We start from the raw sequence: 23,635 nt of genomic DNA on the forward strand, positions 1-23,635 counted from the left end.
ATCTCCGGAGCTATCGTTACTCCAGCGAGTATTATTGAATATCTGCTGCATTAATGATTGCGTCTTTCGCTACTTCATTGAACAGATGGATTTCATCTAACTCACTACGCGCTTCAAAGAACTGACCAACGTGGGTTAAGTCATCTCCACCGGTTTCTGATCGATAGACGCTATAGAACATCCAGTTTGAATCAATCACATTGCCGTAATTATCAATGACCACCTGAGGGATCTCGAACAGTACTAACCGCTCTCCATTCAGCGTACGTAGATCCCATTGGCTTGAAGCAATTAACATCGCATTACTGTTATGCCAATCCACTGTGTAAAAGTGAGCCTCACCCGTTGTATCTGTGCTTAGAGGGCGGACGAGTTCGACGCTCACTTCATGACCAATACTGGTAGAGTCCAATAAGTCCCCTAGTACTCCATCCCCTGCACTACTAGCGACAAATAGTTCTTCAAGGCTATGAATTTGATCACTGTCATTTTCTACACCAGGTTCCGCCAACATGTGATATGGACGCCAATCTAACAAGTAATAGCTATCTCTATCATTGCGCATCGTTAAAGCAACGACTTCTGACCCACTAGGATAGGTCTCTGACGTATTGGAATAATGAATCCAATCACCAGGAGCCTCGCTCGCTATGTTGCCCCCCTCTTTACTGTGTATCTGCGCATAGATAATTGAGTAAGTTAAACTAGGTGCAACAGGAGACGCTCCGACAATATCATTGTTGGATAGATCGAACTCAAACCCTGTGACATTTTCCCAGCCATCGTCAGTCAGCATCAGATCGAAGTCATCACTGATATCGATGCTCGATAACGTTTTATTGGTCGTCACGACACTAGACCCCGTCCATGCCAACACCTCTTGAGTAACATCCATATTATCGAAGTAGAGATGATCTTTTTGCTCGTCTTCACTCCAATCGGCCCATGGAGAGAACCAATTCTGTTGATCTATAAGGGTGGATATCACCGCTGATTTATCAACTGGGTTAGTCGTCACGAATTGTTCTGTTACGATCTCCGTCCAAACTTCGATGTGTCCATCTACCATTTCAGGGTAGCTGTCCAAGGCTTTCAAACTGTATTTATCATCTTGCGTCGCAATCAACGCCATTATGATAAAATCATCAGGGTTACCTTGGTCATAGATGATATTCAAATACCCATTAGCATCAATTAGCCAGGTAAATGGCTCCGACTCGACGCCATTCTTAGTTTTAGTCACCGTACCATCAGGATAGAAGGTCCAAATTTTGTGTCTATCTGTGTCCGCTTCGTAATCATGCCACACTAGGCCATCCATCATCTCAACAGTAATTGGAATAGATCCTCCACATTGGTTTACGGCTTCTTGAAGATCCGAATATTGAGGTGAGCTTGCAGGCTGGTTATTTATCTCATCCCATTCAGTATCACCTTGGGTACAGACTTTATAACCATTGGATAAGTAGCTAGTCATCTCCATACCGAAGATCTCGCTGTATGGCGTTCCATTCTCGTCCCACTCAAAGAACCCAACTAGACTGTAGCGTCCATCTTCATCAGCAATATAAGCGAGGTATTCAGAGTCACCACCATTATTGATGCTAATAATCCCATTATCGGTGATATACCAACTAAAATTATCAGTGTAACCATTCGATTCATAATAGTTGCCTGTACCATTCATATTGAATTGATAACTGAAATAGTTCACCTCACCTTCTTGATAGTAGAGGGTTAAACCATCGAGATAACTCGCATCAATGCCTATATAACCACATTGGTTTGCCGCTGCTACAAAGTCCCCATATCCATCTGCTGGATTACTTTTCTCACCGGTATTTTGGTGTGAACAGACTCGATAGGTCGGATTCAACACTTCATTAAGACGTGTCTGCGCATCGGCTTCATTCTTAAATAACTGCCCGATATTAGTTGTCCAGTCAAAATGGTTCGGATCCATATTTAGTCCATACATATCAATACGTTGACGATAGTATGAGTCAAACCAAGGGTTGATATTATTCTCATCCATTGGTGCTACCAAAATTAAGTCAGGACCATTGCTAACGACATGACTGTTTGCCACGATACCATCATCACTCAAAGTGATAGGGACTACCGTTGGCGTTCCCTCAGTTATTCGAGGATCTTGGGTAACAGCATACCAACGTCGTGGCATACCGTCGGGATAGTATTGGAAGGTCGCATTTGGCAACGAGGCAGCATAGCGATCTAACCCCGGCAGTATCGATGCATCAATGTCATATACCCAAGTTCCACCCGAACGTGCACTCTCAATTTGACTAGGGAGATCGACCACATCTTTAGAACCCCACTCATCGAAGGAAAGTGTTGTCCAAATATCATCAACTTGATGAGTGTATATGCGATACGCTTGACCAGGATTATCTTGAGCCGCAGTAAAGCTGTACGCATCTAAAGCATAATGTGTCCATGTAACGTGCTCATTTCGTTCAGTCGGTGAAATGTAGCGAGTTGTTTGATCCCATTCATGAAATAAATAGGCATTAGGAGCATTTTGTGAAGTAAGCTTGGTATTGTTACTTTCATCGAGAACAAAACGCCATCCTTGTTCAACGACACTGCCATCAGATTTATGCTCGCGGTAATATTCATACCAATAGCTGGTGAGGTTATCCCAGTTGCCCGCGGTATAATTGAAATCTGCGTATTCTTCATGAACACCATCTTGTGGATTGGCATAAATCGGCATGGTATACCCAGTTGCATACTCACCATCTTCACCCACACCTAAAAGCAACACAGTGTTGATGCTACCATCCGCCTCCCAATCCTGAGAGTCTTCCACACCAATTTGAAGCAGATTATCAACAACACTTCGGTTAACACTCGAATAGTTGGCACTATGTGTGTTTATATCTTCATACTCGAAGCCAGCAACATCGAACTGCGTCATATTGGATGTATATTGATGTTTGCCCTCAACATCTTCCAAAGTCACTGTGAAGTATTGAACAGTATCAACCCCAAATAAGTTGTTTGGGTGAGCTCTTGAGGAAAAATCAAGATCATCGAATAACCGGCCTGACGCGTTGACGCCTCCCTCTACACTTGCGTCACTCTCATCGACATATCGCCAATAATTCTCGCTTCCCTCTGTACGAGTACCTATATCTAGGATTCGGCCGACAAACTGAGCCCTTCCGTCTAAGTTAAAGTCATACCGGAACTCTTCAACACGTGAAAAACCAGTATCACTTTCAATATCAATACTCTGCGTGTAGCCATATTCAACGCCGTTGTCACTAAGGTAACGAGTGGTCAAAGTTGTGGTGACAGTACCCACATTAAACGTTTCAAGTCTCTGTTCAACCTCCACATTAAGTTTAACAACTTGGCGATGATTCACGTTTAGAACCGGCATGTATTGGCTATTTGTAACAACAACATCTGCCACCGATTTTTCACTGTTGTTAGGGTAGGCATCGACTAGGGTATCGACCCCATCGTTATCCGGATCGCCTGCTAGGGTATCGTCAAACGGATGAAGATCATCTTCATCGTCGATGCCGTCGTTATCATCATCTAAATCTGCATTGTTTCCGACGCCATCACTATCCGAGTCTAACCACTCTAGGGGATCGTCATCGAAAGCATCTTGATCATCAGGGTAGCTGTCATTGTCGTGGTCAAATGGGTATTGGTCGTCAACACTATCAATACCATCTTCGTCGTGGTCTCCTGCTTTTGTGGCATCTAACTGGTGAGCATCAATATCATCGGCAAAGCCATCATTGTCGTCATCCGGATCCGCATTGTTACCTATACCATCGACGTCCGTGTCGTATTGCTCTGTTGGATCATAATCGAAAGCATCTTGGCTGTTGCCCATTCCATCGTCATCACTATCCACCCACTCACTGCCGTCATTTGGGAACTCATCTAGATCGTTAGGTACTCCGTCAGCATCATCATCGACAGGCGTCATATTTTTTGGTGGTGGAGCAACAGGAGGCAACGTATTTGCTAGCTCACTAATCTCTGTCGACTCAACCACTTGCTTGATTTTTTCATTGATTGCTTCCGCAACCATGAGTTCAGCAACCGCTTCACTCGCATTTTCACCTGCACTCTGAATATCTTGCATGAGATCTGCCATCGCTTCAGGTGTCTCAGGCAAAATTTGCTCTGACTTAACAATACCTTGAGCAGCAAAAGCGGCTTGGGGATCTTCAGTACCCTCATCAAGAAAGTCTCCCAAAAGAGTATCGGGATTAAGACCAAGTTGATTAGCCACGTCTTGAATGGCTTGCTGTTTTAGCAGCGCTCGCTGCTCTGGATCATCTAATGCGTTAGGATTTTTATTCATCAATATATTTACAAATGATGAAAGTGGTGTGATGCTGGACTCTCCTGCTGGCGCAGATAACACCATGCTTCCCTGCATCACTTGACCAGCGGGATTGGCCTCATCAATCGTGTCTTCGTCAACGGTTTCCCCTGCGATGGCATGTACAACAAGCTGGTAGTCTTGATAGTTTTCGATATCGGTAACATCAAGTTCTGCAAGCCCTCCTTCACCGGTTATCGCACTTGGCTCTATTCCTTCGTCATGAAGATAATCTCGATTAATATCAAGCCAAACTTTTGCGTTTCGTAAGTAGCCGTCGATGGCTTTAACTGAATAAGTCGTTGTAGAAGATGGTGTGGTGCTTGAAGAAGAGTTGGATCCCCCTCCATCACATCCCACGATAACAATTGCACTGGTCAACCCTAGCGCAATAGCAATTTTGTTGACTCTCATAGTGCCTCCCTAGCAAGCGTGCATCGATTTGATTCATCAACAGCTTAGAAAAGGCCAACTATGAACTCATCACCCGTTTGGGGGACAGATTAGAATTACAATAACATAGATTGATTTAAATCAATCTAGTCAGTTTATGTGAGAGAGTCATGAACTTAGATGCGCTTTGAACACCTGATTGAAAATAGCGCGTTAAAAGCTGATTTTGATGTCGACAACCCGTTTTATGCAGTATGTGCTTTATCTGGCTACGCACCGTTTCTTTTGATACGTTGCGCTTCGCGGCGACTTCACTTCCATCTAGGCCTTGCGCCAACATATTAAGTACGTCAATTTCAGCTTGGGTGAGACTTTCGACGAGTAAGTTTCTCTCCATTGCACTCTCAAACTGCCGTAGCTGAGTCGTCATCACTGTTTGCGCGAGCCAATAATTACCCCATGCGCTCAGAAAACACCAAATCGAATCTATATTTTTTCGTGAGCGGTAATTCAATGCATGATCGCAATGGCTTGAAAGCATTACATAGTGCTCATCCAATAGTGGGGCTAAACCGCTATACGAGTGATACAAGCCCATGGTAGGAACAAGTATTTCGTTAAATATCGGGTCTCGAATTTTTCTCATTGGCAACATTTCTTGCATATAGAGAAGCTGCCCTAAATAGCCATTATGCGCATAGTGCTCAAAGAACGCATCATGTGCCATGTTCTCCTCGTACACCTGCATTTGCTTATGGTTGAATCCACAGACATTCTGATAGATAGGCCTCTGATTAGCATCAACAATCATAAGTACGAACTGTTCAACCCCAAGTTTGGCAAGCTCCAACTTAAGTATTTGCTCTAATTCCAATACGGACAAATGCGACGCACTAGCACTCAAGTGACTGCAATCATTCATGCTCTTTCCCTAGCCATAAAAATAAGCGAACACCCCAACCCACTCATAAGCATAAGAAATAAACACACAGCAATATGAGCCACCGATCAAATATTGCGACCAAATATTTAACAACACTACATCATTAATCATCGTTACATTAAGAGCGAGCCCCCTAACGCTCCCCACCGCCGGATCTAAAGAAACATTACGCCCTATAACGCACTTGAGTACTTTCCGAGCCTTAGATACGAAAAAGCGAGCTGAAAGCTCGCCATTTAACATATCTGTTTGTTTTTATTAAAAAACTTATTAGGTTCGGTAAAGCACCTTAACCACATGCCAACCAAATTTGGTTTTGACTAGGTGCGGCACTAGTGTTTCGCCAGAGAAACACACTTTGTCGAACTGAGGAACCATCTGACCGCGGCGAAACTCACCCAGATCACCACCCTTTTTACCAGAAGGACACGTTGAGTATTTCTTCGCTAGAGTCTGAAATTTTGCGCCTTTTTTAAGCTGCTTGATGATGTCTTCTGCTTGCTCTTTATGTTTCACTAGAATGTGCAGAGCTGCTGCTGTATTAGCCATAATGATGCCTTGTAAAAAATCGCTGAACTGGCGCGGATTGTACCCGAAAGTAATGAGATCTTCACCCAAGCATTCAGATAAAATCATCACGCTCTAGCCCTTACTGGCTATAACGTAGGCGAAATTGATTTGATGCATTGAAGATAGCCCCGAATCCGCTACCATAGAGGTAAGAGAACCAAGAGAAAACCATTTATGGCAAAGACAGTTAGCAAAGCGAATCAATCACAGGGTATGTTGATGTTTACCCTTAATCAAAGCAAACAGCTCTTTGCAATCGGTACGCTGAAAGTCAGGGAAATTGTCCCTTATCAGCCCACGACACAAATTCCTTATTCTCATCATCATGTTGTGGGGACAGTGTCATTACGTGGCAAGACCATCCCAGTGATCAATATGCCAGCTGCCATTGGCTTTCGTCCAATCCAACCTGAAGAATATGATTCTTGTTACCTGATCGTCACCGACTGTTTACGTACTATTGTCGCGTTTATGGTTCGTTCGATTGAGAAGATCATTGAATGTGATTGGAAGTCGATTGAAGCGACACCACAAACTGCAGGCAATGATGTGTTTGTGACCGGAATAACCCGTTATCAAGACAACATTGTGCAAATGCTCGATGTGGAATTATTGCTTTCGAAAATCTACCCACAATATGAATCGACCAATATTCCTATGTTGACAGACATCGAACGTGAACGACTTAAAGCGTTGAGCATCTTACTGGTCGATGATTCATCTATCGCGAGAAAGCAACTGTCTGATGCCCTCGATAGCATCAATATCCCCTATTTAATCTGCAACAATGGCCTAGATGCCCTTGCATTAATGAGAGAAAAGGCAGCACAGGGTTCACCGATTGAACTTCTAGTCAGCGATATTGAAATGCCCGGACTCGATGGTTATGAGCTGGCGTTTGAAACACAAAATGAATCAGACCTAAGCAATAGTTACATTATTCTGCACACCTCACTTTCAAGCGAAATTTGTACTGAACGTGCAAAACAAGTGGGTGCTCATGAAGCGCTCGAAAAGTTTAATGCCGGCGACCTCATTAGTGCGATGCTTAGAGGGGCAAAAACGCTAGAGCAGAACGTTGCGCAAACCTCTCATATTTCGTAATACTTTTGCTGACAAATCGAGTTTGGTTGAGCAAAGAACATACAGTTCATAAAGTTAACTTGTGCTAAGGTAATTTTCTAATTAACTCGTGAATATAATTTGATATCAAATCAAGCATCTAAGCATTAAATCCGCTAATCTTAATGAATAGGATGTCTTGATAAGAATTGCTCATAAGAAATGACTGACGACGACTTTAAAAAATCCACAGCGAATCTCAAGAAAGCTGTTCCATTAATGATGAAACATCACGTGGCTGCGACCCCAGCGAACTATGCGCTGTGGTACACCTATGTTGATAATGTAGTCCCTCAGCTCAACCGTGAACTCGATGACGTCATCGAGAATTATGGCATTTGCCCACCAGCAGCTGGAGAGCAGCTTTACAATACCCATATTGCGAGCCGAACAGAGACCGATATGCACGACCTACGTGCGAATATCGAAATCTTGGTTAATGAAGTGGCTCATTCGATGTCCGATACCTTAACGGACACGTCTCAATTCTCGCAGATGATCGACAAGAGCTTCGAAAACCTAGAGAGAGTGGATGATGAGTCCATGTCTTTGGACGAAGTGATGAAGGTGATTCGTCAGTTGGTTGTTGAGTCACGAGAGATCAGGCATTCCACCCGTTTCCTCAATAATCAGCTTGAGAATGCGACTAAAGAGATCCACCAGCTAAAAAGCCAGCTTGCTGAAGTCCAACAAGATGCCCTCTTCGACTCTCTCACTAGCCTATACAATCGCCGAGCGTTTGATAGCGACATCAATACTCTTTGTCGCTCTGAGCAGAAGATGTGTTTAGTATTAGCTGATATCGACCATTTCAAAGCGTTTAATGATACCTATGGTCATTTGTTTGGTGATACGGTGATCAAATCTATCGCGCGCCGCATTCAGCTAAGCTGTCGAGAAGGGATTCACGCCTACCGCTTTGGTGGTGAAGAGTTCGCACTTATCGTGCCGAACAAGTCTCTTCGTGTCGCTCGTCAATACGCAGAAAGCCTGCGCCGAGCGATTGAAAAGCTCTCTATTCGAGATCGCCGAACGGCGGAGCAAGTGGGTAACATCACCATTTCACTTGGGGTGGCTGAAATTGAGCCTGGCGAATCCGCTGAGTCATTAATTGAGCGTGCAGATAAACTTTTGTATGAAGCAAAAGATCTCGGCCGAAACCGTGTGATGCCACTTTAGGCTTACAAGCAGCGACTCAATATTGAAAAGCCCCAGTGACAACACTGGGGCTTTTCTTTTTAGCTTTGTCTATCAGATAAAAGCGATTAAAAACGTCTATCAACCATCAGCGGTGATCACGTCAATCAACTCTTGCTGTACCTGTTCGGCTTTGTCGTTATCAATCTGACAAGTGCCTGCCGCTTTATGGCCACCACCACCATATTTCAGCATCAGTTCACCAACATTGGTTTTAGAACCGCGATCAAAAATCGATTTACCGGTTGCGAATACGGTGTTTTGCTTTTGGAATCCCCACATCTTGTGGATTGAGATGTTGCACTGTGGGTACAAAGCATAAATCACAAAACGATTACCCGCGTAGATCACCTCTTCACCCGTCAGATCGAGAAAAACGAGATTGTTATGAACGGTTGCACAACGTTGGATTTGTTCTTTAAACAGGTTCTCATGTTCACGATATAAGTCGATACGCTCTTTCACATCCTCCAACGCTAAGATTTGATCAATGGTGTGGTTTTTACAGTACTCAATCAAATCCATCATGAGGTTGTAGTTCGAAATTCGAAATTCACGGAATCGACCTAAGCCCGTTCGCGCATCCATTAAGAAGTTCAGTAAGTTCCAACCTGTTGAATCTAGCACTTCATCACGGTTGAATTGTGCCGAGTCCCCTTTGTCCACGGCTTCCATCATATCAAGCCACTCCGATGGGAATGTCTTTTCTCCACCGTAATGATCCCAAACGACTCGGGCTGCAGAAGGCGCATTCGGGTCAATGATGTGGTTTGGTCGCTCACCTTTGTTACGGATGGTCTCTGATAAATGGTGGTCAAAAACCAGATGAGCGTCTTTTACATAAGGTAGGTTGGTCACAATGTCATTCGATGAGATTTCGACCACACCATCTTGCATATCCTTAGGATGAACAAATTTAATGTCATCAATGAGGTCGAGTTGTTTGAGCAATACTGCGCATACTAAGCCATCAAAATCACTACGGGTTACAAGTCGATGTTTCTGCTCCGACATTCGGCACTTCCTATGCTTTCATTATTCGTTATAAAGTATGAGATACCTTATTATAACTATCGATAAGGTTTCAAGAGCTGTTCCATTACTATTATCAATAACTATTTATAATATTAGACCTGAGCGACCTTTTGACAAACCTAAGACAGAACTTTTATACCGATCCTCTATACTCGATATGCTACCAATTGATTCAATTGAGGAAATTTTATGAAGAAAGCGTATATCGTAATGTCTATGGTGGGCGCTATTGCCTTAACGGGTTGTGCAAGTGAACAAGATGAATATGAGGTGAAAGAGTACACCTCGATGGCAAACCCTGCTGCAGTATACTGTGTTCAAAAAGGCGGTGAGCTAGAGACCGTGAGTGAAAGCGATCAACGCATCACCTACTGTGTACTTTCTGACGAAGAACGCGTGGAACAGTGGGAATACTACCGTAATAACCACAAAGAAGAATCGACTAACTAATCGATTCAACACGTTAACAAAATAACGTGTCACTATCGCAATGCTTGAAGAGAGCCGTACGCTATTTTAACGTACGGCTCCTTTAAATCGAACATTGTTTCATTATGACAATCTTCTGACATTTCATGATTCACACGGAATAGAATGCGACCCAAGTCACACTAAGCCGATACCGAGGCCAACCATGAAATCTCAGAGTTCATCTTCGTCACATCCGCAAGAGAGCGAACAAACCTTACTTTCCCCTTACGCTAAAGAAACGTTTCAAAAAGTCGCGTTGAATGCGTTGGTCGTGGCCGCCTTAAGTATTTTGGTTAACTTGTGTTTACGTGCAGACTTCATCTTTTTACACAACACGCTAGGCGAAACCTCTTTTACAGAATCAGCGCAACTTCTCATGCTCACAATCACTATTGGCAGCTTCTATCACCTTGCCAATACCAAAGAGAATACCAACTATGCCGCTGTTTTGATCGCCGGATTCTTTGCCGTGTTGATGCTTCGCGAAATGGATGCTTGGTTTGATTTGATTGCTCATGGCTCGTGGGCTGTTCCCGCTTTAGCCGTAACGGTAACAGCCTGCTACATTGCTTATAAAGGGGGCAATCAAACCATCGAGCAAATGGCTCAGTTATTGAATACTCGTTACATGCCTATCTTGGTAACAGGTCTAGTGATTCTGCTGGTATTCACTCGCCTTTATGGGATGGGGTCGTTCTGGCATGCCGTCATGGGTGACCATTACATGCGCGAAATAAAAAACCTGTCTGAAGAGGCGACTGAACTTATGGCTTACAGCATTATCGCTTTTGCTGCGTTCAAAACTAATCGCCTAGTCAAACGTTCTGCCGCTCAGGGTCAAGCGTGCGATTCAGCTGAGTCAAAGTAGTATCAAGTAACAAGAGTTGCTCAGCCAATTCTTGATAAGGTAAATCTGGGGTAGTCATTTCGACTGCCCTTTTTATTACCTCTAATTCGTCCGACACCTCTTTTCCTAACTCAAGGTCCAACAACTTCTTTAGCGCCTTGCTTGCGATCTTAAGCGGCTCTGCTCGGACTTGATTCAGCGGTCGATCAAACGCCCCTCTTTTTACTCCCTCTAGGTACACTCGATAAGTCGTCAGCTCGTCGAGCAGCAAAAAGACGTTTCCTTGCTCGGTAGTATGAGGGTAAGGCACGTAAGTGTGCGCAGAATGCTCAATTGGAATTGTGATATCAAGTCCACTCAATGCACAGCGGCTCTTCAGCACTCTTAGTAAGCCCTGCTCATCCATCAAAGACTGGATTTCAAAAATACGCTTGAGGTGGTAATCGTTTGAAACGAAATGTACTGTGACTTGTTGGCCTGTTTGACACAACTTACTTTCAATTAAGGTATCGGCAGCATTGATGACGTTTTCAATGGTATTTACCGATCTATCTTCTAGCAAGATTTCAGGAAGTACAGGCTGTGGATTTGGCAGGCTCTGCATAAAGTACTCGTACATTTCTCGCGCTTCTGAGTTTGTCTGATTGGGGGTTATCCCTCCACAGAAGACCAATGCTGTACGAGTGCAGTCTACTGAAGCCAATAGAGAAATCAGCGCATCAACACGAGAGCGCCCTTCAGCAGTCAGTTTGTTATTGTGCAAGCGTTTACCTAAAACCAGTATCACATCAGAAACGTTCATTATTTGTCCAAGTCTCAATTATTCCTACTAAATTACTCAGGTACTGTACAAGTATTCTCTTTCTCGCTAGGTTAGCAAAGGTTAAAATTTTGTTATCGGGCGAGTATCACGTCAGCTATTTCGCCAGATGCCATAATAGTACTTATAAGAGTCTGCACGACAGGCCATTTTAATAGGAAGTCATTTTATGCTGTCAATATTCGACATTTTCAAAATCGGGGTGGGCCCTTCAAGCTCGCATACTAACGGCCCTATGATCGCAGGTTATCACTTTACTCGTTTACTCGCTGCTTCAATCAGTAAGGTTCAACGAGTTCAAGTAGACCTCTATGGTTCGCTTTCCTTAACGGGCAAAGGGCACCACACCGATCGTGCCGTGATACTTGGGTTGCTAGGTAACAAGCCAGACACCATCAAAATGGGCAGTGCTAAACGTGCATTGTCTCAAACGATCGAAGATGGTTACCTCTCCTTAGCTGGGGCGCATACGATTGAGTTCAGTTATGACAATGACATTCTATTTCATTCAGACAACCTACCGCTGCATGAAAATGGCATGACCATCACCGCTTACGACTCGTTGGGCACTCAGATTGGTTTTGAAACCTATTACTCCATCGGTGGTGGCTTTATTGCAACCGAGAAGGAACTCAAAGATGGCGGTACTAGCAACGATGTAGATGTACCATTCCCATTCACTAGTGCCGACGAGATGCTAGCGATGGCCGAAAAGAATGGCTTCAGCTTAGGTGGAATGATCCTACAAAACGAACGTTGCTTCTTTAACGAAGATGACATTACCCACAAAGCTGACCAAATTTGGAAGGTGATGTCTTTATGTATGCAACGAGGCTTTGAAACCGAGGGGATTTTGGAAGGTGGATTAGAAGTCACACGCCGTGCCCCTAACCTACTTAAGAAGCTCGAAGCCAATGCGGCTATCGAAAACGATCCTATGGAGATCATGGACTGGATTAACCTGTTTGCCTTTGCTGTAAGTGAAGAGAACGCCGCGGGTGGACAAGTCGTTACCTCTCCAACCAATGGTGCAGCAGGTGTTATCCCTGCGGTCTTGATGTACTACCATCGCTTTATCAAAGAGCTCGATACCAAACAGCTCAAAGACTTTTTGGCGGTGGCTGGCGCTATCGGCATCTTGTACAAAACCAATGCGTCTATTTCTGGGGCTGAGGTAGGTTGCCAAGGTGAAGTAGGCGTTTCATCCTCTATGGCAGCAGCAGGCTTAACGGCATTGCGAGGCGGCAGTAACGAGCAAATCTGTATCGCCGCAGAGATTGCCATGGAGCACTCGTTAGGCATGACGTGTGACCCAATAGGGGGCTTAGTTCAGGTGCCGTGCATCGAACGAAATGCGATGGGCGCAATGAAAGCGATCAATGCCTCTCGTATGGCGCTAAAACGCACCAGCAAGTGTTTAATCTCGCTCGATAAAGTCATTGAGACCATGTATCAGACCGGTAAAGACATGAACAAGAAATACCGCGAGACGTCACTTGGGGGCTTAGCCGTGATCCATATGGCGCCACCATGTGAATAACCACTCTGGCTAGCCAACAACAAAAAAAGGTGCAGAACAATCTGCACCTTTTTTATTTAAGCTCGAGACTAAATCTTATCAGTCACGGCCAGTGTTGCCGCCAACATATCATGACCAAACTTCACACTGCGTTCTGGCGACCAACCATACAGTGGATCTGGGTAGTCATTGTTGTCTTTAAATGGCATTTCAATCGTGTAAGAAAGGCACTTAAATTGCTCTCCAACCCAGTTTGAGCCGACCGTTAAGTTTGCTTTACCCGGCTCATCTTTATCGTAGCCATGGTCGTCTTGAAATTCTGGTGTTACCAAAGCAAGCGCGTTCTTAAATGCCAACTCTAAGCTTTGCAGTCTTTCATCATAAGATGGGATCCCTTCAGAGCCTGCAGCAAAGTTATATGGAATCGCTTCATCACCGTGAATATCAAGGAACATATCCACGCCGGTTTCTAGCATGCGTTCACGAACTAGGAAAACCTCTGGGCTGCGCTCCATTGATGGTGTTTGCCATTCACGGTTAAGGTTAACGCCTATCGCGTTACAACGCAGATGACCACGAATAGAGCCGTCTGGGTTCATGTTTGGTACAACATAGAGCACCGCTTTTTCCAGTAACGCTCGCGCTGTTGCATCGTCTTCATCCAATAGGCGTTGAATCAAGCCTTCCATGAACCACTCTGCCATGCTCTCCCCTGGGTGCTGGCGTGCAATCAACCAAATGCGCTTTTTGCCTTCTTCCATTTCGCCGAATGTCAGTAGGCTCATATCGTTGTTATCTAAAGTCGAGCCAAGTGTCTCTAATTGGCAATGATGAGCTGATTGCGCCATATGCAGCAAATCTAGGTGACGGTCATACGTGTATGGAGCAAAGTAAGCGAAATAGATTGAGCCATGCTCAGGAATCACCGTAAAGCTTAGTGTGTCACCGTCAAACTCAGCAGGAATGCGGAACCACTCTTCTCGGTCATAAGACGCCACGACATCGTAACCCTTCCAACCGTCTGGGTACGCTGATCCTTTTAAATCCAGTAATGAAATCGTGTGCGACTGTTCCGCTTCAGTCTCTAAGCGGAAGTGAAACCATTGATAAAATTCCGATTGGTTATCGTTTGGGATCTTCAGTTGAATATTATTTCTATCTGCGAGACTTACAACGTCGATGCTACCACTATCGAAATTACTAAAAATCTTCATTACGTTACATTCCTTATACATTACTAAGCATTTTTCGGGAGGCTACCACAAAGATAGCGGCTTCAAAAAGGTTTAGTGAGATGTTTTGTCAGCATTTGTTGAAGCAGAATATTCAACGCAAACGTTTTAGATCAATTTCATTATAAAAAATTATGCGAGATCGAGAAAAAATCGTGCATCAAGAATGAATTCTGCGATAATTGTTTCAATTTATAACATACTAGAATACACAACATAGATAGTTGTTAATTCTGTGTTATTCAAACAAAATGAGACAATTATGTGGAATAAACTCAATAAATCAATGATGTTCTGCCAGGCGATGTTTGGCTTATCATTCTATGGTGTGATGGTGATTTTGACCCGTTTCTTCTTAGAAGATCTAGGGTATAGCGAAGCTGACACCATGATGGTCGTGGGTGCTTTCTCTTCTATCGGGCCACTCTTTGCTATTGCGGGCGGCTTTATAGCAGATAAATTCCTTGGTGCCTATCGTTCTTTAACTATTGCCTACGGTACTTTCGCAACGGGTTACACTCTATTGGTAATGGGCGCTTCTGCAACCAACGTTCCAATGGCTCTCGTGGGTATTGCACTGGCTAGTTACGCTCGTGGCTTAATGTCTCCTTCTTACCCAAGTCTATACAAACGCACCTTCGCTTCAGAAGAGGACTTTGAAAACGGCTACCCTGTTAACTATTCAGTAAACAACGTAGGCGCACTCTTAGGCCAATACCTATTCCCAATGTTTGTGCTTGTGATTGGTTTCCACGGCAGCTTTAGCTTATCAGCGGTTATGGCAGCGATTGCTTTCGGCGTTCTCATTGTATTCAACAAACAGTTAGTTAACGTTGGTGCCAATATTGATCAGCAACCTGTTAGCGCAAAAAACTGGATTGCATTTATCAGCCTATCAGCTGCTATGGTGGGCTTGGTGTTCTTCATGTTCTCAAACATGGATATCGGCCAAAACATCGTTTACGCGATTGGCGCAGCAGCAATCTTGTACTTCATCTCTCTGATGGTTAAGTCTGAACGATCAGATGCCCTTAAGATGGGTACGATTTTAATCATGACCGTACTGACAACGTGTTTCTTCGTTTACTACGGCCAGATGATGACGTCAATGACGATGGTAACCATCAATACCATGCGTGGTGATCTATTTAACTTGATTCCAATCGCTCCTGAAGCATCCATGGCGATGAACCCACTTTGGTGTATCGTAGCTGGCCCTGTGATTGCCTACACCTTCTCTTCTTTGGAAAAGAAAGGCATCAACTTCTCTACAGCGACTAAGATCGGTTTTGCTTTCATCTTTACTGCGATTGCTTTCGGCATCTTAACCATGGCGGTGATGAACGTGGGCGAAGATGTGATCATTCGACCTGAAATCTTCCTAGCAATCCACTTCTTCCAAGCATTTGCGGAAGTCATTGTCGGTAGCTTAGTAGTAGCATTTATTCTGTCTGTGGCACCTAAACATATCGAAGGTTTCTCTGTATCGCTGTTCTCAGTTGCAATGGCGCTAAGTGGTATCGTAGGTGCAGTATTCTCGACTTCTATCGCTTTAGAAAAAGGTCAAGAGATCACACAAGAAGTGGTTCAGAACGTTTACGGCGAATACTTCCAATTGTTAACTATCTTAGCAGTCGTGATGGTTGCTATTGCTCTAGTGTCATCGGTTGTTATTCGTAAGATGCTTGAGGCAGCGCGCCGAGACGAGCCACAAGAATTAGTCGAAGCCGAAAGCTAATTGCTCAATTCATGAAAAAACCCAAGCCTGTGCTTGGGTTTTTTATTATGCGCTAGCAAAAACTGTCTCTTAAAAAATTAGTCTCGATCTCGAGCCTTAAATTCGTAACTGACATTAATCACAGGTTGATAAGCAATATCCCCTTCGTTTGTGACAATTTCATTTACGGTGACATGAGAATCTAAAAGCTCAAAAGAATTCACGTCTACTTGCATATTTGAAGAGTAATGTACTGAACGGCTTAATTCATACGGAGACTTTTCGTTGATCTCCATAATCATGGTTTTACCGGCAGCCAATGCAGCATCTTTAGAAGCGGCTGGTGCACCACTCATTGATTCACTGCTGATGACTGTTTGCGAAGCTCCGCCCAACCCCGCAACTGCAATAGAACTAAACAACATTACGCTTGCTAAACTCATTACTTTAATCATAACTGACTCCTTAGTTACCTTAACGCAATGCAACGACACTGCGATTTAACTCGAACCTTATGTCCGTTCGATTACCTATATGGTACGAATAATAAGACCCAAACAAATTAAAAATAATTGCGCTTGTTATTCAGTTTTTTTGAAGAGCGGAAAAAGATTAATGTATGAGTAATTGTATGGACTTAGTGGCTTGTAATATGCTTAAAGACTTTTTTAAAACCATTCAATAAGTTACTTACAGTTCTAATTCAATGAATTATCACAGGCTCTATTCGACTTAGAGTAAATAATTATATGTTTCATATAAAATATAATAAGAGTACTTGTCATTTAAATTAAAAAACGCTCCAATAATGGAGCGTTTTTTAATTTCGGTTCTGAGATAATCTCGTCAAGAAGCTCTCAATTGATAGATAGCACTGTGCAGCGCCATCGTTCCTTCAGACGTTAGCAACCAAGCAAACAATAAAATATTCATCATGAAGGTTAACCAGAACAACAATTTAAAGCCGATGTCGTGATATTTGTGCTGCATTACCGACTGAGCAATTAATGCCCCTATCCAACCACCAGCAATGTTAAGTAAATGAAACGTGATTTCCGGTATACGCCAACCGCCGTGAAGCATAGCTTGTTTGTCAAACGCATACACGATGTAGCTTATGGTACTCACTGAGAGATAAAAGGCGCAGACAATAACAGGGAAATCTAAAAGAACCACACTGCCAATAAGTGCGCTAACAAACCACACAACGATAGCTAAAGAGAAGTTAAAGACTATTGGACGCTCGACCTTAACTGCTTTCATGACACCATCATTGTCAGAGCCAAGCCTAAAAATGACACGCTCGCTTACGCAGGGGGGCTGAGAAGCATTCTCTAAATCACTAATATGAAATAATATTTTCGCGTCTTGATTCTCTACGGAAATATAACCGTAGCCCTTACTAGAATCCCAGTGTGAGATCGTTCCTTGTATAGACATTGTATTACCTTACCTAGCAGTTGCAGCCTTAGGGCGCATTTTTATTTATATGCATTAACCTATAGCACAAATATGCCACTTGATGCTCAATAGAGGCAAGGTATCGGTTAAAATTTGAGCAAGATCAAATCATAGTGAGAGAGAAAAAGAATGGTTAGGATATGTCGAGCAAAGAACTCAGTCAGCGACTTTTGAATGGATGAAGCGCTTAGAAATGCGACACATAAAAAGAGGCACACCTTTATTAGGTGTGCCTCTCAAATTGTTTATTACTATTATTTCATCAAGCTAGGGGAGATATTTAATGCGAGTAAACAACCGTTTAAGTCAGATTCGATATCAAACTCTACCAACTCATTAACGTGAGGTTTAATGGTCGTTTTGTCGAGATCTCTTACATGAAAAAAGATCATCTCAGATTTGTTCTCATCTCTTATGAAACCGTAACCGTGCCCCACATCTAAATCGACTATTTTGCCAAGAACCGACATCGCATTATCTCCACCATTGTGCGTCAACAGTACGTACTGCTTGAAGCACAGGTTGGATCACTTTCAGTTAGGCAATCAGGATATTTTTTAGTTCGTGGAGTGATTCTACGGTGTAACTCGGCTCAATTGACAGGTCAGCGTCAGCACCGGTACTGTTCAACCAACAGGTTTCTATACCAAAATTAATGCCACCAAGAATGTCAGAATGTTGGTTATCCCCCACCATCAAAATTCGGCTTTTACACGGCAATCCCATCTTCTCATGAGCATGGTGGAAAATCGCATTGTCAGGCTTAGCGACACCAACCTCTTCTGAGATGATTACGTGATCAAAGTAGTGACTCATTCCTGTACGTTCTAAACGAATCGCCTGAAGCTCTGTAAAACCATTGGTGATGATGCCTAATTTCGCTTTGCCATGGAGTGAGTCCATCAACTCTTTTGCACCTGACAGTAGCGTACAGATGTCTGCCATTGCTTCTAGAAACGCGCTGTTAAGTTCGGAAGTTGTTGTTTCTAGTTTATTCGCCCATTCCTGAAAACGTGTGTGCTTGAGTTGATGTGCGGTAATCGTACCATTCTGATAATCGACCCAAAGCGGCTTGTTTACCGTCTGGTAATGGGCAAAATCTTGCTCAGTGAAATCCACACCTTTTCGCGCAAACATCAGCTGCATTCCTTTAAACGCGTCGAAATGAAACAGGGTTTCATCAGCGTCAAACAAGATCCAATCGTACTTCATTTGTTTCTCCTTATGGCAACGCAGCTAGTCTAGATCTTTCCTTATAAAAAGCGAAACATTTTCGCTAAGTCGCAGCGCTACTCTCTGCATACTCACCGCTGTATTCGCGAATGTGACCGCCTGCTCACGTTAAGGAATTGGTTGCATTTAGATGATGGCAAAATGACCTGAAACAAGATTACGAAAGTCATTGGCGAGATAATCAGCCTATCTTACTCGCTGTATGAGGCACCAATAATGAAACGATTCTTTCCTTCAAACGTAATGCTGATTCCCTTTGTTGTTAGAAACTATGCCGAAGAAGAACCAGAAGAGTTAAGCTCCGCCGAAGAATCTATTCAAGAGAATGATGAAGAACGCTCTGATGAGTAAATGACTTCGCTAGCCCAGCCTCCCACTATGGATGATTGGGCTACTTCCCCCAACCAAATACGCCGACATGCTGCCATCTACATCCCCCGCTCCTGTTGAGAAATCGATTGCGTTAACCCACTAATATTTAACAACTTTAATCAGAATGAAGCGTTACATCACAGTTCCAATTCCACCTACCACTTTTGGATAGGTTGTTTGTCTAAGATCAAAATAAATCCCTGGATTGTTATGCGAATCTAGATGCAGTTATTAAATATATAAGAATGGAGCAATCCAATGACAAGTGCATTTTTTATCCCTACAGTAAACCTCATGGGCGCAGGCTGCCTGAAAGACGCCACTGACAGTATTCAATCTCAAGGCTTTAAGAAAGGCTTGATCGTTACCGACAAAATCTTGAGCCAAATCGGTATGGTTAAGCAAGTTCAAGATATGCTTGCTGAGCGTGATGTTGAAACGGTTGTGTTTGACGGCACACAACCAAACCCAACCATCAGCAACGTGAACGATGGTCTTGCGTTACTGACTGACAACGATTGCGATTTCGTTATTTCATTAGGCGGTGGTTCTCCACACGACTGTGCAAAAGGCATTGCGCTTGTTGCATCTAACGGTGGCAAAATTGCTGACTACGAAGGTGTCGATCAATCGGCTAAACCAATGCTACCGCTGATCGCTATCAACACCACAGCAGGTACGGCGTCTGAAATGACTCGCTTCTGCATCATTACTGATGAAGCGCGTCACATTAAAATGGCGATCGTTGATAAGCACACCACGCCACTAATCTCAGTAAACGACCCTGAGCTGATGCTTGCTAAGCCAGCGTCACTGACAGCAGCAACGGGTATGGACGCGCTAACACACGCTGTTGAAGCGTATGTTTCTATCGCAGCAACGCCAATCACAGACGCTGTGGCGATTAAAGCAATTGAACTGGTTCAGGCTCACCTACGTACCGCTGTTGAGAATGGTGAAGACATCGAAGCTCGTGAACAAATGGCTTACGCGCAGTTTATGGCTGGCATGGCGTTCAACAATGCGTCTCTGGGCTACGTACACGCCATGGCACACCAGTTAGGCGGCTTCTATGACCTACCTCACGGTGTATGTAATGCGATTCTTCTACCACACGTACAGCGCTACAACGCGCAAGTGTGTCCAGAGCGTCTACGTGATGTTGCAAAAGCAATGGGCGTAAACGTTGAAGATATGACAGCTGAGCAAGGCGCAAACGCAGCGATTGACGCGATTGTTGCTCTGGCTAAAGATGTGGGCATTCCGACAGGTATTGAGCAGCTAGGTGCGAAGTCTGAAGACATCCCTACTCTTGCAGACAATGCCCTGAAAGATGCGTGTGGCTTTACCAACCCGAAACAAGCAACACATGAAGAAATCTCTGCCATCTTTGAAGCTGCGATGTAACTGAGTTCTTTTCCTTGTAAGTTGAGCCTCCTTCGGGAGGCTTTTTTGATCCATCCAAAACAGCACACACAAAAAGCCCTGCGTTGTCGGCAGGGCTAGTCATTCAAAGGCAACTTATACGCTTAGATACTCTATGGCGCATCATCCACTTCAACAGGGAGGTAATGCTTAGGTTCAAGTTTGAACCACTCTGGCAGTACCGTACCGATTGAAATCGAAGACCATGTGCCCGATAAGATACCAATGAACATGGCGATAGCGAATCCTTGCAGTGCGCTGCCGCCCATGATCCATAACGCTGACACCGTCATCAATGTGGTACCCGACGTCACCATTGTACGAGAGAAGGTTGCAATAACCGATTGGTCATTAATCTCTTCGATTGGCGTCGATTGTTTCGCTAACAACAGCTCTCGGATGCGGTCTGCAATGATGATTGAGTCATTGAGTGAATAACCGAGAATCGCAAGCACGGCAGCAAACACCGTTAGGTTAAATTCCATCTGCGTCGCGGCAAAAAAGCCTAACACTAATACGACATCGTGCAGCAGTGCAACGAGTGAACCACTCGCCAAGCGCCATTCAAATCGGAAACAGAGGTAACCAAGAATGCTCAGCATTGAGATAAGCAATGCAAGACCACCTTGATCCACTAAGTCTTGACCCACTTGAGAGCCCACCATGCTGTTACTTACCACCTCGATATGATGCGAGATCGGTGACAGAACCTTGGTTAAGTCTACAATCTGTTGACCTTCTGCTGGGATTGGGTAACGAATCAACCAGCGACCTTCTTGATCGGAATGCGTAACATTGGTGAACTCACCTAACGCAGGCTCTAGGGTGTCTACAAGCTGATCATGAGTAACGTTCGCATCAACACTTACTTCTGTCACCATACCTCCAGTAAAATCTAAGCCCATGTTGAGCCCGTTCACACCCAAAGCGATTAAAGAGATCACCATCAGTGCAACAGAGACAAAGCTCGTTAGGTAACGGATACGGCGAATACGCTGTTTAAAAAATTCAACCATGATTAAACCCTCACATCACGACGAGCGTCGCGTCCCCAAACTAAGTTAATGATTGCACGAGACGCGAATACGCCGCTGAACATGCTCGTTAATAGACCCAAACCGAGAGTCAATGCGAAGCCCTGAATTGGGCCGTTACCGATTGAATAAAGAACCACTGCGGTGATCATCGTTGTAATGTTGGCATCCAAGATGGTGCTTAGAGCACTGCCAAAACCTAAATCGATGGATTGCGCGAAGGTTCGCCCTTCCGCTAATTTGTCCTTAATGCGCTCGAAGATAAGCACGTTAGTATCCACCGCCATACCCACGGTCAGCACCAAACCCGCAATACCCGGTAGTGTCAGTACTGCACCAGGCAGTAGTGCGATGAGGCCAAGTAGGCTCACCATGTTGATCATCAAAGCAACGTTTGCCACCCAGCCTAAACGGCGGTACCACAGCGCCATGAATGTCAGTGTCATTGCTAAGCCCAGCGCTAGTGCTGCAAAACCGTTTTCAATGTTTTCCGCACCGAGCGAAGCACCAATTGTACGTTCTTCAACGATAGTAACAGGCGCAGTTAATGAACCAGCACGAAGCAGTAAGGCTAGGTTCTGCGCATCTTCCATTGAACCTGCGCCAGTAATACGGAACTGGCTGCCCAACTGAGATTGAATCGTCGCTACACTGATTACTTTCTCGCTACGCTCTGTTTCACCACGAGCATTGGTTGTGTATTCGCGATAGACCGTCGCCATCGGTTTGCCAATGTGGTTGCCCGAGAAGTCATTCATGATCTTGCCACCGGCATGATCAAGCGAAATGTTTACTTCAGAGAACCCCATTTTGTCGATGCCAGCACGGGCGTTGATGATGTGCTCACCCGTCAGTACAGGTCGCTTAGCCAAAGTAACAGGTCGGCCATCATTATCGTTAAGAATCACATCACCATACGCTTTCTCTTCAGAAGGAGAACGCGCCTCATGGAAAGCCAGTGTTGCTGTTGCACCAATCACGTTTTTCGCTAGAGATGGATCTTGAACACCCGGCAGTTCGATACGAATGCTGTGTTCACCTTGGCGCTGTACTAACGCTTCGGTGATCCCTAGCTCTTCGATGCGATCACGCATGATCTTAAGGTTTTGCTGCAATGTAACGGTTTGGAATTCAGACTTGCTTTGTGCTGTAGGCTTCACCGCAATGAAGTCAGAATGGCGCTTCACATCCCATGTTGGGTAGTTTTGTTTTAAGAAGGTTTGCACCGAGCCCAAAGACTGCTCTGTATTGCTCTTAATGTCGAATCCTTCGGTACCCACAGCTGTGATTTGAACACCACGGATACGCTCTTGGCGTAAGAAATCACGCACTTCATCAACCAAGCTATTACGTTGGTCTTCAAACGCTTTGTCGATATCAACATTCAGTAGGAATTGCACACCGCCACGTAGGTCGAGACCTAACTTAATTGGCGAGAAGCCCATTTCGCTCAGCCAAGCAGGAGCGACTGACACATAAGAGAACGTAATGCTGTCTTCTTTGCCAAGTAGCTTATCGAGCTCTTTTCTTGCTTCAGTCTGCTCATTTTCATCATCAAAGACCAGTGTGGTTTTATCGCCTTTTTGGTCGATCTTGATGACATCAATATTGCGCTGTTCGAGGTAGTGGTTCAGCTCTGTCACACTGTTGAGTACGGTTTGATCTCCATCTTGTGACGTTGTCACCTGTATGGACGGCTTTTCGCCATACCATGTCGGGATTGCGCTTAAGGTAAGCATCACGATAGTGGCGATAAGCACCACATATTTCCACGCCGAATAGCGGTTCATCAGACGTGCGGATTTCGCCTGTTTGCTAGGTTGTTTTGTCATAATCTATCTTAACTTTGCTATGCGCAGAGAGTCCGCG

Annotated in this window: 20 protein-coding genes; 8 read left to right on the forward strand and 12 right to left on the reverse strand. The window is 44.2% G+C overall.

Translation table 11 applies throughout. The features are described from left to right. Positions 1-31: 31 nt before the first annotated feature. From EJ063_RS01940 to ppiC, 3 genes are all read right to left on the reverse strand, one after another. Positions 32-4,789 (reverse strand): hypothetical protein, encoded by a 4,758-nt coding sequence (locus EJ063_RS01940; protein ID WP_126572323.1) that lies wholly within the window; start codon positions 4,787-4,789, stop codon positions 32-34. Positions 4,790-4,904: 115 nt separating this feature from the next. Then, a complete protein-coding gene (locus tag EJ063_RS01945; protein ID WP_126572324.1) occupies positions 4,905-5,690 on the reverse strand; it encodes a helix-turn-helix transcriptional regulator in 786 nt (261 codons plus the stop codon). Between the two features lie 291 nt (positions 5,691-5,981). Further along, entirely contained in the window at positions 5,982-6,260 is a 279-nt protein-coding gene (gene ppiC / locus EJ063_RS01950) for a peptidylprolyl isomerase PpiC (protein ID WP_005472248.1), read from the reverse strand. A 195-nt stretch (positions 6,261-6,455) separates the two neighbouring features. Between ppiC and EJ063_RS01955 the strand changes: the two genes are divergently transcribed. After that, positions 6,456-7,385: a chemotaxis protein gene (locus tag EJ063_RS01955; RefSeq protein ID WP_126572325.1), complete on the forward strand. Its 930-nt coding sequence runs from the start codon at positions 6,456-6,458 to the stop codon at positions 7,383-7,385. Between the two features lie 180 nt (positions 7,386-7,565). Beyond that, positions 7,566-8,582 (forward strand): GGDEF domain-containing protein, encoded by a 1,017-nt coding sequence (locus EJ063_RS01960; RefSeq protein WP_126572326.1) that lies wholly within the window; start codon positions 7,566-7,568, stop codon positions 8,580-8,582. Positions 8,583-8,681: 99 nt separating this feature from the next. On the opposite strand, the gene EJ063_RS01965 is transcribed toward EJ063_RS01960, so the two are convergent. Then, positions 8,682-9,614: a DHH family phosphoesterase gene (locus tag EJ063_RS01965; protein ID WP_126572327.1), complete on the reverse strand. Its 933-nt coding sequence runs from the start codon at positions 9,612-9,614 to the stop codon at positions 8,682-8,684. 210 nt (positions 9,615-9,824) lie between these two features. Between EJ063_RS01965 and EJ063_RS01970 the strand changes: the two genes are divergently transcribed. Together EJ063_RS01970 and EJ063_RS01975 are read left to right on the forward strand one after the other, a co-directional pair. Beyond that, on the forward strand, positions 9,825-10,085 hold the full coding sequence (locus EJ063_RS01970; RefSeq protein WP_126572328.1) for a putative hemolysin: 261 nt from the start codon (positions 9,825-9,827) through the stop codon (positions 10,083-10,085). Between the two features lie 184 nt (positions 10,086-10,269). Continuing rightward, positions 10,270-10,974 (forward strand): hypothetical protein, encoded by a 705-nt coding sequence (locus EJ063_RS01975; protein WP_126572329.1) that lies wholly within the window; start codon positions 10,270-10,272, stop codon positions 10,972-10,974. On the opposite strand, the gene EJ063_RS01980 is transcribed toward EJ063_RS01975, so the two are convergent. Then, complete coding sequence (locus tag EJ063_RS01980; RefSeq protein WP_126572330.1) at positions 10,922-11,755, reverse strand: YdcF family protein; 834 nt, start codon at positions 11,753-11,755, stop codon at positions 10,922-10,924. The two genes, EJ063_RS01975 and EJ063_RS01980, sit on opposite strands and share 53 nt — an antisense overlap. A 187-nt stretch (positions 11,756-11,942) precedes the next feature. Between EJ063_RS01980 and EJ063_RS01985 the strand changes: the two genes are divergently transcribed. Next, positions 11,943-13,313 (forward strand): L-serine ammonia-lyase, encoded by a 1,371-nt coding sequence (locus tag EJ063_RS01985; protein WP_126572331.1) that lies wholly within the window; start codon positions 11,943-11,945, stop codon positions 13,311-13,313. 68 nt (positions 13,314-13,381) lie between these two features. On the opposite strand, the gene EJ063_RS01990 is transcribed toward EJ063_RS01985, so the two are convergent. Next, complete coding sequence (locus tag EJ063_RS01990) at positions 13,382-14,506, reverse strand: M14 family metallopeptidase (RefSeq protein ID WP_126572332.1); 1,125 nt, start codon at positions 14,504-14,506, stop codon at positions 13,382-13,384. 280 nt (positions 14,507-14,786) lie between these two features. Between EJ063_RS01990 and EJ063_RS01995 the strand changes: the two genes are divergently transcribed. Further along, positions 14,787-16,262: a peptide MFS transporter gene (locus tag EJ063_RS01995; protein WP_126572333.1), complete on the forward strand. Its 1,476-nt coding sequence runs from the start codon at positions 14,787-14,789 to the stop codon at positions 16,260-16,262. A gap of 77 nt (positions 16,263-16,339) precedes the next feature. Here EJ063_RS01995 and EJ063_RS02000 read toward each other — a convergent pair whose 3' ends face one another. The 4 genes from EJ063_RS02000 to yjjG all read right to left on the reverse strand — a co-directional run bounded on the left by EJ063_RS02000 (position 16,340) and on the right by yjjG (position 18,914). Continuing rightward, entirely contained in the window at positions 16,340-16,696 is a 357-nt protein-coding gene (locus EJ063_RS02000) for a DUF3316 domain-containing protein (protein ID WP_126572334.1), read from the reverse strand. A 391-nt stretch (positions 16,697-17,087) separates the two neighbouring features. Further along, the gene (locus tag EJ063_RS02005; protein ID WP_126572335.1) at positions 17,088-17,681 is read right to left on the reverse strand and encodes a DUF1294 domain-containing protein; all 594 of its coding nucleotides are present in this window, start codon (positions 17,679-17,681) and stop codon (positions 17,088-17,090) included. 275 nt (positions 17,682-17,956) lie between these two features. Beyond that, a complete protein-coding gene (locus EJ063_RS02010; RefSeq protein ID WP_126572336.1) occupies positions 17,957-18,172 on the reverse strand; it encodes a cold shock domain-containing protein in 216 nt (71 codons plus the stop codon). A gap of 67 nt (positions 18,173-18,239) precedes the next feature. Further along, complete coding sequence (gene yjjG, locus EJ063_RS02015) at positions 18,240-18,914, reverse strand: pyrimidine 5'-nucleotidase (protein ID WP_126572337.1); 675 nt, start codon at positions 18,912-18,914, stop codon at positions 18,240-18,242. 237 nt (positions 18,915-19,151) lie between these two features. On the opposite strand from yjjG, the gene EJ063_RS21310 reads away from it, so the two are divergent. Further along, positions 19,152-19,286: a hypothetical protein gene (locus EJ063_RS21310; protein WP_279630361.1), complete on the forward strand. Its 135-nt coding sequence runs from the start codon at positions 19,152-19,154 to the stop codon at positions 19,284-19,286. A gap of 279 nt (positions 19,287-19,565) precedes the next feature. After that, on the forward strand, positions 19,566-20,714 hold the full coding sequence (gene yiaY / locus EJ063_RS02020) for an L-threonine dehydrogenase (RefSeq protein ID WP_126572338.1): 1,149 nt from the start codon (positions 19,566-19,568) through the stop codon (positions 20,712-20,714). A 131-nt stretch (positions 20,715-20,845) separates the two neighbouring features. On the opposite strand, the gene secF is transcribed toward yiaY, so the two are convergent. Continuing rightward, positions 20,846-21,748: a protein translocase subunit SecF gene (secF, locus tag EJ063_RS02025; protein WP_126572339.1), complete on the reverse strand. Its 903-nt coding sequence runs from the start codon at positions 21,746-21,748 to the stop codon at positions 20,846-20,848. 2 nt (positions 21,749-21,750) lie between these two features. After that, entirely contained in the window at positions 21,751-23,598 is a 1,848-nt protein-coding gene (gene secD / locus EJ063_RS02030; RefSeq protein ID WP_126572340.1) for a protein translocase subunit SecD, read from the reverse strand. Between the last annotated feature and the right edge of the window lie 37 nt (positions 23,599-23,635).

Source organism: Vibrio aquaticus, from assembly GCF_003970385.1.
In the GTDB taxonomy this organism is placed as follows: Bacteria; Pseudomonadota; Gammaproteobacteria; order Enterobacterales; family Vibrionaceae; genus Vibrio; species Vibrio aquaticus.

Coding starts and splice junctions, on each gene's coding strand:
- EJ063_RS01995 (WP_126572333.1), top strand. CDS start 14,787: ATGTGGAATAAACTCAATAAATCAATGATGTTCTGCCAGGCGATGTTT.
- EJ063_RS02000 (WP_126572334.1), bottom strand. CDS start 16,696: ATGATTAAAGTAATGAGTTTAGCAAGCGTAATGTTGTTTAGTTCTATT.
- secF (WP_126572339.1), bottom strand. CDS start 21,748: ATGGTTGAATTTTTTAAACAGCGTATTCGCCGTATCCGTTACCTAACG.
- EJ063_RS01940 (WP_126572323.1), bottom strand. CDS start 4,789: ATGAGAGTCAACAAAATTGCTATTGCGCTAGGGTTGACCAGTGCAATT.
- secD (WP_126572340.1), bottom strand. CDS start 23,598: ATGACAAAACAACCTAGCAAACAGGCGAAATCCGCACGTCTGATGAAC.
- EJ063_RS02005 (WP_126572335.1), bottom strand. CDS start 17,681: ATGTCTATACAAGGAACGATCTCACACTGGGATTCTAGTAAGGGCTAC.
- yiaY (WP_126572338.1), top strand. CDS start 19,566: ATGACAAGTGCATTTTTTATCCCTACAGTAAACCTCATGGGCGCAGGC.
- EJ063_RS01945 (WP_126572324.1), bottom strand. CDS start 5,690: ATGAATGATTGCAGTCACTTGAGTGCTAGTGCGTCGCATTTGTCCGTA.
- ppiC (WP_005472248.1), bottom strand. CDS start 6,260: ATGGCTAATACAGCAGCAGCTCTGCACATTCTAGTGAAACATAAAGAG.
- EJ063_RS01980 (WP_126572330.1), bottom strand. CDS start 11,755: ATGAACGTTTCTGATGTGATACTGGTTTTAGGTAAACGCTTGCACAAT.
- yjjG (WP_126572337.1), bottom strand. CDS start 18,914: ATGAAGTACGATTGGATCTTGTTTGACGCTGATGAAACCCTGTTTCAT.
- EJ063_RS01975 (WP_126572329.1), top strand. CDS start 10,270: ATGAAATCTCAGAGTTCATCTTCGTCACATCCGCAAGAGAGCGAACAA.
- EJ063_RS01970 (WP_126572328.1), top strand. CDS start 9,825: ATGAAGAAAGCGTATATCGTAATGTCTATGGTGGGCGCTATTGCCTTA.
- EJ063_RS02010 (WP_126572336.1), bottom strand. CDS start 18,172: ATGTCGGTTCTTGGCAAAATAGTCGATTTAGATGTGGGGCACGGTTAC.
- EJ063_RS01985 (WP_126572331.1), top strand. CDS start 11,943: ATGCTGTCAATATTCGACATTTTCAAAATCGGGGTGGGCCCTTCAAGC.
- EJ063_RS01960 (WP_126572326.1), top strand. CDS start 7,566: ATGACTGACGACGACTTTAAAAAATCCACAGCGAATCTCAAGAAAGCT.
- EJ063_RS01955 (WP_126572325.1), top strand. CDS start 6,456: ATGGCAAAGACAGTTAGCAAAGCGAATCAATCACAGGGTATGTTGATG.
- EJ063_RS21310 (WP_279630361.1), top strand. CDS start 19,152: ATGAAACGATTCTTTCCTTCAAACGTAATGCTGATTCCCTTTGTTGTT.
- EJ063_RS01965 (WP_126572327.1), bottom strand. CDS start 9,614: ATGTCGGAGCAGAAACATCGACTTGTAACCCGTAGTGATTTTGATGGC.
- EJ063_RS01990 (WP_126572332.1), bottom strand. CDS start 14,506: ATGAAGATTTTTAGTAATTTCGATAGTGGTAGCATCGACGTTGTAAGT.